The sequence below is a fragment of the Microbacterium sp. GXF7504 genome (assembly GCF_054798235.1).
Window position 1 is genome coordinate 40,878 of record NZ_JBSJZI010000007.1, and the last position, 11,884, is coordinate 52,761.

11 protein-coding genes are annotated in these 11,884 nt (G+C 69.6%); 6 read left to right on the plus strand and 5 right to left on the minus strand.

Going from position 1 to position 11,884, the window contains the following annotated elements; translation table 11 throughout:
- Positions 1 to 193: 193 nt before the first annotated feature.
- A complete protein-coding gene (locus tag ACWAUO_RS14995) occupies positions 194 to 646 on the plus strand; it encodes a hypothetical protein (RefSeq protein ID WP_460776578.1) in 453 nt (150 codons plus the stop codon).
- Here ACWAUO_RS14995 and ACWAUO_RS15000 read toward each other — a convergent pair.
- The 3 genes from ACWAUO_RS15000 to ACWAUO_RS15010 form a co-directional block, all read right to left on the minus strand.
- Complete coding sequence (locus ACWAUO_RS15000) at positions 606 to 1,463, minus strand: TIGR03620 family F420-dependent LLM class oxidoreductase (RefSeq protein ID WP_460776580.1); 858 nt, start codon at positions 1,461 to 1,463, stop codon at positions 606 to 608. The genes ACWAUO_RS14995 and ACWAUO_RS15000 overlap by 41 nt on opposite strands.
- A 110-nt stretch (positions 1,464 to 1,573) precedes the next feature.
- Positions 1,574 to 3,001: an MFS transporter gene (locus ACWAUO_RS15005; protein ID WP_460776582.1), complete on the minus strand. Its 1,428-nt coding sequence runs from the start codon at positions 2,999 to 3,001 to the stop codon at positions 1,574 to 1,576.
- Positions 3,002 to 3,231: 230 nt separating this feature from the next.
- The gene (locus tag ACWAUO_RS15010; RefSeq protein WP_460776584.1) at positions 3,232 to 3,696 is read right to left on the minus strand and encodes a MarR family winged helix-turn-helix transcriptional regulator; all 465 of its coding nucleotides are present in this window, start codon (positions 3,694 to 3,696) and stop codon (positions 3,232 to 3,234) included.
- On the opposite strand from ACWAUO_RS15010, the gene ACWAUO_RS15015 reads away from it, so the two are divergent.
- Positions 3,690 to 5,192 (plus strand): aminomethyl transferase family protein, encoded by a 1,503-nt coding sequence (locus tag ACWAUO_RS15015; protein ID WP_460776585.1) that lies wholly within the window; start codon positions 3,690 to 3,692, stop codon positions 5,190 to 5,192. The genes ACWAUO_RS15010 and ACWAUO_RS15015 overlap by 7 nt on opposite strands.
- A gap of 61 nt (positions 5,193 to 5,253) precedes the next feature.
- On the opposite strand, the gene ACWAUO_RS15020 is transcribed toward ACWAUO_RS15015, so the two are convergent.
- A complete protein-coding gene (locus ACWAUO_RS15020; protein ID WP_460776587.1) occupies positions 5,254 to 6,588 on the minus strand; it encodes an aminomethyl transferase family protein in 1,335 nt (444 codons plus the stop codon).
- A 200-nt stretch (positions 6,589 to 6,788) separates the two neighbouring features.
- Between ACWAUO_RS15020 and purU the strand changes: the two genes are divergently transcribed.
- From purU to ACWAUO_RS15040, 4 genes are all read left to right on the plus strand, one after another.
- On the plus strand, positions 6,789 to 7,691 hold the full coding sequence (gene purU / locus ACWAUO_RS15025) for a formyltetrahydrofolate deformylase (protein ID WP_460776589.1): 903 nt from the start codon (positions 6,789 to 6,791) through the stop codon (positions 7,689 to 7,691).
- Between the two features lie 32 nt (positions 7,692 to 7,723).
- Positions 7,724 to 8,563 (plus strand): methylenetetrahydrofolate reductase, encoded by an 840-nt coding sequence (locus ACWAUO_RS15030; protein WP_460776590.1) that lies wholly within the window; start codon positions 7,724 to 7,726, stop codon positions 8,561 to 8,563.
- Between the two features lie 53 nt (positions 8,564 to 8,616).
- The gene (locus tag ACWAUO_RS15035; protein WP_460776592.1) at positions 8,617 to 9,957 is read left to right on the plus strand and encodes an aminomethyl transferase family protein; all 1,341 of its coding nucleotides are present in this window, start codon (positions 8,617 to 8,619) and stop codon (positions 9,955 to 9,957) included.
- Between the two features lie 65 nt (positions 9,958 to 10,022).
- Positions 10,023 to 10,907 (plus strand): bifunctional methylenetetrahydrofolate dehydrogenase/methenyltetrahydrofolate cyclohydrolase, encoded by an 885-nt coding sequence (locus ACWAUO_RS15040; RefSeq protein ID WP_460776593.1) that lies wholly within the window; start codon positions 10,023 to 10,025, stop codon positions 10,905 to 10,907.
- Between the two features lie 77 nt (positions 10,908 to 10,984).
- Here the strand turns inward: ACWAUO_RS15040 and ACWAUO_RS15045 are convergent, their stop codons facing one another.
- Positions 10,985 to 11,638: a VOC family protein gene (locus ACWAUO_RS15045; protein WP_460776595.1), complete on the minus strand. Its 654-nt coding sequence runs from the start codon at positions 11,636 to 11,638 to the stop codon at positions 10,985 to 10,987.
- Positions 11,639 to 11,884: the final 246 nt, after the last annotated feature.

Consider the following 11,884-nt stretch of genomic DNA (forward strand, 5'->3'; position numbering starts at 1 on the left):
GGCCCGCCCCCGCTTCGCGGCCCGTCCCCGGTTCACCCGTCGCAAATGCAGGGTGTCGCCGCCGCGGATGCGCCATTTGCGACGGGTGAACCACCGGAAAACCCCTCGAATCTGGGATGTCCGTGCGGGGCGGGCACTCGTAGCGTGATCTGCGGCGTACGGGAGGGCCGTGCGCCGTGCCGGAAGGGTCACCATGCGCATCCGCTTCTCCGTCGTCGCGACGGCGCTCGCCGCCTTCGCCGCGTTCCTCACCGTCGGCTGGTCGGTCTTCCCCGGGTTGCTGCTGTCGGCATGGGGACTCGAGACGGGAGACGCGACGACGGTGCTCGTGCTCGCCCAGCGCACGGCGGCGCTCTACCTCGGCCTCGCCGTACTCGGCTTCCTCGCGCGGCGGGCGGGCCCGTCGCCGGCACGGCGTGCGATCGCGGTCGGCACCGCGGTGCTGTGTGCGGCGCTCGCGTTCTCGGGCGTCCTGTGGTTCGCGATGGGCGTGACCGGCGTCGGCGCGCTTGCGACCGCCGTGTTCGAGCTGCTCGTCGGGGCCGCCTACCTCGTCGCCGACCGCACCGACGTGCCCGCCCGTGCGATCGCGGCGGGATCCGACCTCAGCGAGCGTGGAGTCCCAGCGCCTCCGCCAGCTCGGTGAGCGCGGGCACCGGGTCGGCCGAGGCGGGCAGGATCTGCACGCACACGTGGTCGGCGCCGGCATCGAGATGCGCGTCCACGGCGGCGGCGAGCACCGCGGCGGTGCCGTGCGGCGCGAGCGCGTCGACCGCCGCATCCGTCACATCGCCGTCGAGGTCGGCGGGGTCGAAGCCGTGCCGCTCCAGCGTGCGGCGGTAGTTCGCGAGCCCCGTGTACCGGGCGAGGAACCGTCGCGCGGTCGCCCGCGCCGTGTCCGCATCGGTGTCGGGCACGAGTCGCTGTTCCGGTGCGACGAGTCGCCCGGGGCCGACCACTTCGCGGGCGAACCGCGTGTGCGCGGGCGTCGTCATGTACGGATGCGTGCCCGCCGACCGCTCCGCGGCGAGTGCGAGCGTGCGGGGTCCGAGCGCCGAGATCACGCGCCGGTCGACCGGGACCCCCTCCGCGTCCAGCACGTCGAGGTACGCCTCGAGCGCGGCGAACGGGCGCTGGTACCGGTCGCCGAGGGCCTCGCGATGGCCGATGCCGATGCCGAGCGTGAAGCGGCCGGGATGCCGCTCCTCGAGTCGGTGGAAGGATGCGGCGACCTCGGCGGCCGGGTCCTTCCAGATGTTCACGACGCCCGTGGCGACGGTGATGGTCTCGGTGGCGTCGAGGAGCGACTCCGCGATCGCGAGGTCGCCGTCGGGCGATCCGCCGATCCAGACGGCGCCGTACCTGAGCCGTTCGGCGGCGCGTGCGAGGTCCGGGTCGAGCAGGCCGCCCGAGCGCCAGAGGCCGACCCGGCCGAATCGGGATGCGGGGGACGTCTTCGTCATGGTGCTCCTTCGCCGTCGGGGGTTCCGGCTCGACTGTATCCGCCGCATTCACCCGTCGCAGATGTCGCGTCGCGGACGCCGACATGCAGCATCCGCGACGGGTGAACGGGTCAGACCTCGAGGCGGCTGCGACGGGTGACGACGAGGGTCAGCGCGGCGGCGCCGGCGAACGCCGCGGTCACGAAGGTGGCGATCGCCTGGTTCGCGAGGGATGCGGCACCGCCGGGGAGCAGCGCGTACATCGCCGACAGGATGCCGAGGCCCACCGCCGTGCCGGTGCGCTGCGCGGCCGTGACCATGGCGCTGGCGACGCCCGCGTCGCGCCCCTCGGTCTGCACGAACGCGGCGTTCGCGTTGGGGCCCACGAACAGTCCGACGCCGACGCCGGTGACCAGCAGCGGCACGAGCATCACGAGGAACGTGAGCGCGGTCGCGGGGAGCGCGAGCACGAGCACCCCGACGGCGGCCAGGCCGGCCGTGATCATGGTGAGCCCGCCGGTGATCATGCGCGTGCCGTATCGCTGCATGAGCGGGCGGTTGAGCACCGCGCCGACGACGCTGCCGATCGCGAACGGGCTGACGAGCAGGCCCGCGGAGAGCGCGTCGTGGCCGAGCGCCTCCTCCCACAGGAGCGCCAGCACGAGGAACGACGAGGTGAAGCCGGCGAAGCCGAGGAAGGTGCTGACGACGCCGATCGGCAGTGCCCGCTGCCGGAAGAGCCGGGTGGGCACGACGGCGAACCGGTCCTGTCGGGCCCGCGCACGGATCCACGCCCCGAATCCGGTGAGCAGCAGGATGCCGGCGATCAGCATGACCGTGGACCAGACCGTGAACCCGCCGCCGAGTGAGAACGGCAGGATCGCGAGTCCCACGCCGAGGGTGAACAGCAGCATCCCGAGCGGATCGGACCCGCGTGCGCCGAGCGGCTTCGTGGTCGGGAGCACGAAGATCGCCAGCGCGACCGCGAGGATGCCGACGGGCACGTTCACGAGGAAGGTGAGGCGCCACCCGATCTCGCCGCCGGAGTGGATGAGGATGCCGCCGAGCAGCGGGCCGACGGCGCTCGAGGCCCCGAACACCGCGCCGAGCACGGCGAAGGGTCGCGCGCGCTCCGGGCCCTTGTAGAGCAGCTGGATGATGGCGTTGACGGGCGTCATGGTGAGTCCGGCGCCGACGCCGGCGAGCACGCGGGCCAGCACGAGCTGCGTGGGGTCGGGGGCGATGCCGCACCAGAGGTTCGCGGCGGTGAAGACCGCGACGCCTGCGACGAAGACGCGCTTGTGGCCGAACTGGTCGCCGAGCCGCCCCGCGGGGAGCAGCACGAGCGCGAACGCGAGGGCGTAGGCCGTGAGGACGAGCGACTGCTGCGTCGCGTCGGCGCCGATCCCGTCGCGGATGGCGGGGACGGCGAGGTTCACGCTCGTCACGCTCAGCAGCGTGAGCGCGGCGGGGATGAGCAGGACGGTGAGCGCGAGCCGGCGCCGCTGCGGCGGCGCGGAGGTCGTGTCGGTGCGGGTGGTGAGGTGCGTGTCACGCATGAGGTTCCTCCTTCGGGAGGACCCTCGAGGCGGGGATCCCGCCCGCGACAGCCCGCCCGAGTCGTGAATCGATCGGTGGCTGCCGTGGCAGGGTGTTGGTCCCGCGCCATGTAGGAGGTCGACGACCCGAGACTGTCCAAGCGCACCAGCAGGACACCCTCATGGCATTTTCGGCAGCCCGAGTCTAGGGGGTCACCCGCTTCAGGTGCACGGCGTTTTTCAGCGGGGCGTCAGGCGGGCCACATGGTCGCGGGCGGCTCCGCGCCGTCGAGTGCGGTCGAGATCGCCTGCAACTGCTCGATGGCTCCGCGCATCGACTCGGCGCCCAATTGCTCGGCGAACTGCTCCTGCAGCACCGCGATGCGGCGTCGGCCTTCCTGTGCACCGGCTCGGCCGGCATCCGTCACCTCGTACCAGATGACCCGTCCGTGGAACGGATGCGGCACCCTCGTCACCCAGCCACGTGCTTCCAGTGCGGACAGCGCGGTCGACGCGGACTGTGGCGTGATGCGGAACCGTCGGGCGAGGTCCGACCCGGACATGTGGCCGAGTTCGTCGAGGTGTACCGCGATGCCGAGCTGCGTGATCGTCACGTCCAAGCCGTCGATCGCGTCGACGAGGCGCCGCTGCACCGCCTGATTCGCCCGGAACAGTGCATACGGCAGACCATCCGTCCACCCGGGAACCGTTGTCATCCGACCATTGTTCCAGAACTGTCAACTCGTCGCGTTCCGAACATATTTTCAGCTTCTACCAAAGATATAAGCCGTCTGATACTGTTCCGGCATCCGCGACTCCGCGGATCCCCGACGACGAGGAGATGACGATGACGACACTCGAAGAAGAGATCACCGCGGCGGGCGGGCCGCTCGGCCTGCTGCGTGCCGGCCGATCGGGGGCGTTCCCGTTCCCGATCCGCCCTGAGTTCACGAACTGGCGCGACGAGCAGGAGGCCTGGCGCACCTCGGCCGCCCTGATGGATCTGTCGCACCACATGCCCGACCTGACCCTGCGGGGGCCCGATGTCCACCGCCTGCTCTCCGCGGTCGGCGCCAACTCCTTCCGCAACTTCGGGGCGATGAAAGCCAAGCAACTCGTCGCCGTCGGGCCGGACGGGTCGATGATCGGCGATGCGATCCTGTTCGGCCTGGGCGACGAGCACGTCCGTGTGGTCGGTCGGCCGCCCGCCCTGAACTGGCTGCAGTTCCATGCCGAGACGGGTGGGTACGACGTCGAGGTGCACCGGGACGAGCGCACCGTGCAGAACCCCCGCGGGCGGGAGCTGTACCGGTTGCAGCTGCAGGGCCCGACGGCGGGACCCATCTACGAGAAGGTCAACGGTGGGCCCCTCCCCGAGATCCCGTTCTTCCACATGGGGAGATTCCGGGTCGGGTCGCACGAGGTCACCGCGCTCAACCACCGGATGAGCGGCTTCCCGGGCTTCGAGTTCTTCGGGCCCTACGAGGAGTTCGAGAGTGTGCGCGACACACTCCTGGAGGCCGGCGCGGAGTACGGGTTGCGGCAGGTCGGCGCTCGGGCCTACGCATCCGTCGCGACCGAATCCGGGTGGATCGCGAACACCGTTCCGGCCTTCTACAGCTCGCCTGAGACTCGCGCGTACCGGGAATGGCAGTCGGGGCGCTCATTCGACGCGAACCTCCAGGTCGGCGGTTCCTTCGCGCCGGATCGGATCGAGGACTACTACGTGACGCCGTGGGACCTGGGCTACGGCCACGTGCTGAAATTCGACCACGACTTCATCGGCCGGGATGCCCTGGAAGCCCGCAAGGACGAGCCTCATCGGCGCAAGGCGTGGATCCGGTGGGCTCCCGGCGAGGCGGCGCGCATCGTCGCGTCGTACGAAGCGCCCGGCGCGGAGCGGTTCAAGTACCTCGAGATGCCTGCAGCCTTCTACGCCGGCGCCCAGTTCGACCGGATCGAGGATGTCGACGGCGGGCTCATCGGTGTCGCGATGCTCACGAGCTACACCTCGAACGTGCGCGGGTGGATCTCGCTCGGCATGATCGACGAGGCCGAGTGGCGTATCGGCCGTGAGGTGCGTCTGGTCTGGGGTGAGCCCGGTGGGGGGAGCGCCAACCCGCTCGTCGAACGTCACACTCAGACGGCGGTTCGCGCGACGATCATCGATCGGCCGTTCGCGGAGGGTACCGAGGGCTCCGGGAATCGCTGACCGGCCTGCGAAGCGCGAGGGGGCCGCCTGCTCGGGCGACCCCCTCGCTCAACGTCCGGCGCTACTGCTCCGACCGGTATGCCGTGCGCGCGTACTCGTTGTACGGCGCAGGACGTACGGTCGCGCGGATCCTCGGGAATTCGGGCACCGACTCAGTCGCATCCGGTCCGGGATGCCGGCCCCACACCACCTCGACGCTGGTCCCGGGAGCTGCCTGGTCCGCTTCGATGAGCGACAGCGCCAGGACGCGGTCCAGCGGCGCGATGCGCGCGGTCTGGAACGTCACCCCGACGAGGCGTCCGTCCTGCTCGATGCGATGGCGGCCGTAGTCGTTCAGGAAAGCCCCGGGATCGCCCGGCAGCGCCGCGAGATCCGCGGGCTCGAACTCGAGCGTCACCTTCTTGCGCGTCGCCGTCTCGCGCGCGGCCGCGAGGGCGTCCCGACCGATGAAATCGTGGTCGAGCGAGATGGAGCGGCCGTAGCCGAACTCCCATGGGGAGGCGTAGTAGTCCTCGATCCGCTCGGAGTAGAAGCTGCCGTACAGCGGATTCTGCCCCTCGTATCCGAACAGGTTGACCGAGGAGCGGAACTCCGCCAGCTGCGGGTCTGCATAGACCGCGGGCGTGGGTGCCGGGATCCACCCCGACTCCACGCCGTTCGTCGAGTAGGCCAGCGCTCCGACCAGTGCGACACGCAGATCAGCGCCGGCTTCGAGCAGCGCGGCCTTCACTGCGTCGTGGTCGGCGTACGAGCCGATGAACTCGTAGCCGGCCTGGCCGGCCATCCCGTGCCTGAGTGCGCGGAACGAGGCGCCCGCGAGCGACACCGGCGTCGAGTGGAAGAAGCGGGTCGGCGGCAGCGGGCCGCCGAAGGCTCGCTCGACCAGGGCGAGTGCCGCCGGTCCCTGTACTTGGAGGCGGAACAGCCGAGGATCTCCCGGTGTGAACGACCGATCCGGGTCGATCTCCACGTCCACCTCGTACCCGCCGCGGGCAGCGTGGAAGGCGACCCAGTTCTGCGCGGCCGGCACACCGGACAGGACGAACGACTCCTCGCCCTCCCGGAGCAGGATGCCGTCGGTGATGAGATTCCCGTCGGGTGCCACAGGGATGAACTGCTTCGCCTGCCCGATCGCGAAGGTCGACAGGTCGTTCGCACTCACCTCTCCCAGCAACCGCAGTGCGTCACGCCCCCGGAGGAACGTGTCGCTCATGTGGTACGAGAGGTCGGCGATCGTGACGTCGGTGCGCCACGCGGCCTGCTCGTTCGCCCAGCCGCCGTACTCGTCCTGGACGATCGGCGGCTTCCACGGGGCGCTGTCCGGTTTCCAGAGCAGTCGTACCGGAGAACCGGCTTGATCGATGCCTTGCTGCAGACTCACGAACTCCCATGCCATGTCGGCTCCTTTGCCAGCGGTGAGATCGCCCGGGTATTCAGACGCATGAAGAACTGTAAGGCGTCTGAATACCCTGGCGAAAGCCCGGAGGTGGTACGAGATCGAGTTTCAGACAGTTGACAACATTGCAGACAGGTGGATATCGTCGGAGCGTTGCGCGACCTGCGCCGCAACCGCATCGCGAACTCGAAGGAGAGGACATGACGGTCGTAGACACCCAGCCCCGCCCGCCGCGCGCGGAGAAGCTCGCCGCGGACGAGGCGGTGCTGCTCGTACAGGGCCCGGACGGACCCGGCATCGTCGCGGCCATCTCCGGCGTCCTGTCCGCGCACGGCGCGAACATCATCTCTCTCGACCAGTACTCGGACGATCCCGACGGCGGACACTTCTTCCAGCGGACGGTGTTCCACCTGCAGGATCTCGCGGCGGCACGGCCGGTGCTCGAGGACGCCCTCGCACTCGAACTCGGGAGGAACCGTGGCTTGGACTGGACGCTGTCGGTGCGCGCCGTCCCCAAGCGGGTCGCGATCCTCGCGTCCACCTCCGACCACTGTCTGCTCGATCTGCTCTGGCGGCACCGGCACGGTGACATCCCGATGACGGTGCCGATGGTCATCTCCAACCACACGGTGGTCGCCGACGACGTCCGCGGCTTCGGCGTTCCGTTCGTCCACGTCCCCTCCAGCGGACCCGACAAGCGCGCCGCTGAGGCGAGGATCGTGGAGCTGCTTCAGGGCAACGTCGACCTCGTGGTGCTGGCCCGGTATATGCAGATCCTGTCCGCGGACTTCCTCGAGCAGGTCGGGGCGCCCGTCATCAACATCCACCACTCGTTCCTGCCCGCGTTCATCGGTGCCGGCCCGTACCGCAAGGCCAAGGAGCGCGGCGTCAAGCTGATCGGCGCGACCGCGCACTACGTCACCGAGGATCTGGACGAGGGCCCCATCATCGAGCAGGACGTGGTGCGCGTGACGCACGCCGACTCCGCCGCGGACCTGCAGCGGCGAGGCGCCGACGTCGAGCGGCTCGTGCTCGCACGCGCTGTCACATGGCACTGCCAGGACCGGGTCATGCGCAACGGGCGCGAGACCGTCATCTTCTGAACCCCCACCCTGAGACCAAGGACCCGACGACGATGTCACTGCTCCACCACCATTCCCTCGAGATGACCGGCAAGGACGTGCCCGAGCTCGAGACGGCCGTGCCGTCGATCCCGGCGGGAACACGGATCAACGTCACCTTCCTCAGCAGCGAGGACCTTCCCACCCGGCTCGCCGCCGCGAAGGCGGTCAAGGATGCCGGCTTCGTCCCCGTGCCGCACATCGCCGCGCGCCGCCTCGCCGACGTCGGCGAGCTGCGGACGATCCTGGAGGCGTTGCGCGACGCCGGCGTCAGTGAACACGTCTTCGTCGTCGGGGGTGACCCGCAGCAGCCGATGGGCCCATACGACTCCGCGCTCGAGGTCATCCGCACGGGGTTGCTGCCCCAGTACGGTGTGCGCGAGGTGAGCATCAGCGGCTACCCCGAAGGCCACCCCGACATCTCGGACGAGCGACTGTGGTCCGCGCTGAAGGACAAGAGCGCCGCCCTTGCGCAGCAGGGGCTCGGCGCCACCGTCATCACCCAGTTCGGGTTCGACGAGGCGCCCATCCTCCGTTGGATCGAACGCGTGCGGGCGGAGGGCGTCGACGCACCGATCCGCATCGGTGTGCCCGGTCCTGCCGGCGTCAAGCGACTCGTCGGCTTCGCGCGGCGGTTCGGAGTCGCTTCCAGCGCCGGCATCGTGCGGAAGTACGGCTTCTCCCTGACGAACCTCATCGGCACGGCCGGACCCGACCGGCTCATCGACGCACTCGAGCGCGGCCTCGACCCCGCGCAGCACGGCGAGGTGCTGCTGCACTTCTACACCTTCGGCGGCGTCGCGGCGACGGCGCGATGGATCCACGACCGCGACCTGCCCGCATCCCGTCCCTGACCGATCCACCCACGCGGGTGACCCCACCGACTCGACGACGAGAGGAACACACCATGAACGGACCCGACCTCCAGAGCGCCATCGACCGCGCAGGCTCACCCATCCGACTCCTTTGGACACCGGATGCGGCACCCTGGACGGTGCCGGTGGTACAGCCGGAGTTCACCGGCTGGGCCGCGGAGCAGCAGGCGTGGCGCTCCGGCGTGGCGCTGTTCGACCTGTCGTTCCACATGTTCGACACGTTCTTCGAGGGACCCGACGTCACCCGCCTGCTGAGTGAGGTCAGCGCCAACCAGTACCGCAACTTCGCCATCGGCCAGGCCAAGCAGTTCGTGCCGGTCGCGTACGACGGCAACATCATCGTCGACGGCATCCTGCTGCGTACCGGCGAGGAGGCGTACACCCTCACGGGTGTGCCCGCCGCGCAGAGCTGGGTCAAGTACCACGCGGATGCCGGCGGGTACGACGTCGAGTACTCCACCGACCCGGACTCCTCCGTGCGCACAGACCGCGACCCACGACTCTTCCGGTTCCAGGTGCAGGGGCCCCTCGCAATGGACGTCGTCGAACGGGCGCTCGGCGGACCCGCGCCCGAGGTCAAGTTCTTCCATTCGGCGATCGTCGAGATCGCGGGACGCCCGGTCCGTGCTCTCCGGCATGGCATGGCGGGCCAGGCCGGGTTCGAGTTCATCGGCGACTTCGCCGACTACGGCGCGGTGAAGGACGCCATCCTTCGGGCCGGCGAACCCTCGGGACTCGTGCAGGTGGGCGGCAAGGCCTACTTCACCAACGGCGTGGAGAGCGGCTGGATCCCGACCCCGACCCCGGCGATCTACACCGACGAACGGCTCGCCGACTACCGGCGGTCCCTGAGCGCATTCTCGTACGAGGGGAAGAAGCCGCTCAACGGCAGCTTCTACTCCGACCACATCGAGGACTACTACATCTCCCCGTGGGAGCTCGGCTACGGTCGCTCGATCTCACTCGATCACGACTTCATCGGCCGAGACGCGCTCGCCGCCGCACGCGACGAGGTGCGGCGCACGAAGGTCACGCTCGAGTTCGACCGTGACGACGTGCGTGCGGTGCTCGGTGCCGACCTCGACTACCTCAACAGCTACGGGCGATTCCGGATCGAGGCGGCGGACGGCCTCATCGGCATGACGTTCTGGACCTCCCACATCGGCCCCGTCGGCACCGTGCTCTCGCTCGCGCTGGTCGACACGGCGTTCGCCGAGCCCGGGACGCAGGTCGAGGTCGTGTGGGGCGAGCACCCGGGTCACGGGACCGCGCCCGATGCCGACCTCGGGTTCCCGCGGATCCGTGCCACCGTGCAGACCTCGCCGTATGACGAGTTCGCGCGTACGGCGTACCGGGCGAACGCAGCGGTCTGAGTGTCCAAGGCGGTGGTGGCGGTGCTGTGGAGTGCCGCCACCACCGCGTCGGCCGAGGAGGGGTGATGACGGCTGAGAGGCTTGACGGTGTCGCGACGGCGGCGGCGATCACGCGGGAGTTGACCGAGCGGGTCGCCGCGCTGAAGGAGCGGGGGATCACCCCGGGGATCGCGACGGTGCTGGTGGGTGCTGACCCGGCGTCGCAGCTGTATGTGGGGATGAAGCACAAGCGGTCGCAGGCGATCGGGATGAATTCGATCCAGCGTGAGCTGCCGGCCGATGCGACGCAGGAGCAGGTCGAGGCGTTGATCGACGAGCTGAACGCGGACCCGGCCTGCCACGGGTACATCGTGCAGCTGCCGCTGCCGAAGCACATCGACACGGATCGGGTGCTGGAGCGGATCGATCCGGCGAAGGATGCGGACGGGTTGCACCCGACGAACCTGGGCCGGCTCGTGCTGAACGTGAACACGCCGATCACGTCGCCGTTGCCGTGCACGCCGCGCGGGGTGATCGAGCTGCTCACCCGGAACGGGTACGACCTGAACGGCAAGCACGTCGTGGTCGTCGGCCGGGGGGTGACGATCGGGCGTTCGATCGGCCTGCTGCTGACGCGTCGTGACATCAACGCGACGGTGACGCTCACGCACACCGGCACGGTGGATCTGCCGCGCTACCTCAAGGACGCCGACGTGATCGTCGCGGCCGCGGGGGTGAAGCACCTGGTGACCGCGGCCGATGTGAAGCCCGGCGCCGCGGTGCTGGATGTGGGCGTGACCCGTGAGGACGACCCGGAGACCGGCAAGTCCAAGGTGTTCGGCGATGTCGCACCGGATGTCGCGGAGGTCGCCGGTTGGTTGTCCCCGAACCCGGGTGGTGTGGGTCCGATGACGGTGGCCCTGCTCATGACGAACGTGGTCGAGGCCGCCGAACGCGCCGCATCCGCCTGATCCTTCTCCTGCTCACCTGTCGCGAACTGCGGCGCGGGCCGACACTTCGCGACAGGTGAGCAGCGGTGGGCCCGGACTCAGCGGGACGGGATGAGGAGAACGCCCGGGGCGACCTGCACCTCGGCAGCGATGTCGGCGGTGATCGTCACGGGGAGGAGTTCCGCGGTGCGGTCGGCGGTCGGCATCCATGTGCGGCCGGGTTCGACGACGATCACCATGCCCTCCGCGTCGCCGACTGGGACGAACCCGTCGGTGCGGAATTCGCCGTACGCCCGGATGCCGGCATCCTCCAGGCGGTCGACCGCCGCGGCGACGTCGGCGACCGCGATGCCGACCTCGCTCACACAGAGGAGCTCCACGCCCCGGGGCGCGGGATGCGGGAGCTCCTGCCGTTCGATGAGCTCGAGCACCTGGCCTTCGGGACCGTCGAAGTACACCGAGCGCGAGTGCCAGCCGGCTGGGCCGGCGAATTCGTCGCTACCGTCGCGGGTCATGATCGGTGCGCGTTCGGCGATCCACCGTTTCGCCGCGGCGAACGACCCTGTCGGGATGTTCACTGCGAGGTGCAGCGCGCCGGCAACGGGACGGCGTTCGAAGACGAGCGTCGTCCAGCCCACTCGCACAGTGACACGGTCAGCCGCCTGTGCGACCTCCAGGCCGAGCCGGGCGCCGTAGAACCGGGTGATCGCGCTCAGGTCCTGTGCAGGAAGGACCACTTCGTGCATCCGCATGCCCCCATCGAAGCGCCTCCGACCAGGCCTTTGCCACTCGCCCGAGCACAAAGCCGACGCCGATTTGCCACATGCGCGAAACATGCGTATGCTTTTACTTGTTCGCCCCACAGGGAAGAGCGCCGGAAGGCAGCCCCCTCAAGCGGTGAACGAATCCCATTCTTCCTGACACGGTTTCGTGTGTAGGATGGGGTGTCCGGCTTTCGGATGCGGTCTTGTCCCACTGTTCCTTCTGGAGCGACGTGC

Excerpts from the sequence above, each read along its gene's own strand:
- ACWAUO_RS14995 (WP_460776578.1), top strand. The coding sequence starts at position 194 with ATGCGCATCCGCTTCTCCGTCGTCGCGACGGCGCTCGCCGCCTTCGCC.
- ACWAUO_RS15000 (WP_460776580.1), bottom strand. The coding sequence starts at position 1,463 with ATGACGAAGACGTCCCCCGCATCCCGATTCGGCCGGGTCGGCCTCTGG.
- ACWAUO_RS15005 (WP_460776582.1), bottom strand. The coding sequence starts at position 3,001 with ATGCGTGACACGCACCTCACCACCCGCACCGACACGACCTCCGCGCCG.
- ACWAUO_RS15010 (WP_460776584.1), bottom strand. The coding sequence starts at position 3,696 with ATGACAACGGTTCCCGGGTGGACGGATGGTCTGCCGTATGCACTGTTC.
- ACWAUO_RS15020 (WP_460776587.1), bottom strand. The coding sequence starts at position 6,588 with ATGGCATGGGAGTTCGTGAGTCTGCAGCAAGGCATCGATCAAGCCGGT.
- purU (WP_460776589.1), top strand. The coding sequence starts at position 6,789 with ATGACGGTCGTAGACACCCAGCCCCGCCCGCCGCGCGCGGAGAAGCTC.
- ACWAUO_RS15030 (WP_460776590.1), top strand. The coding sequence starts at position 7,724 with ATGTCACTGCTCCACCACCATTCCCTCGAGATGACCGGCAAGGACGTG.
- ACWAUO_RS15035 (WP_460776592.1), top strand. The coding sequence starts at position 8,617 with ATGAACGGACCCGACCTCCAGAGCGCCATCGACCGCGCAGGCTCACCC.
- ACWAUO_RS15040 (WP_460776593.1), top strand. The coding sequence starts at position 10,023 with ATGACGGCTGAGAGGCTTGACGGTGTCGCGACGGCGGCGGCGATCACG.
- ACWAUO_RS15045 (WP_460776595.1), bottom strand. The coding sequence starts at position 11,638 with ATGCGGATGCACGAAGTGGTCCTTCCTGCACAGGACCTGAGCGCGATC.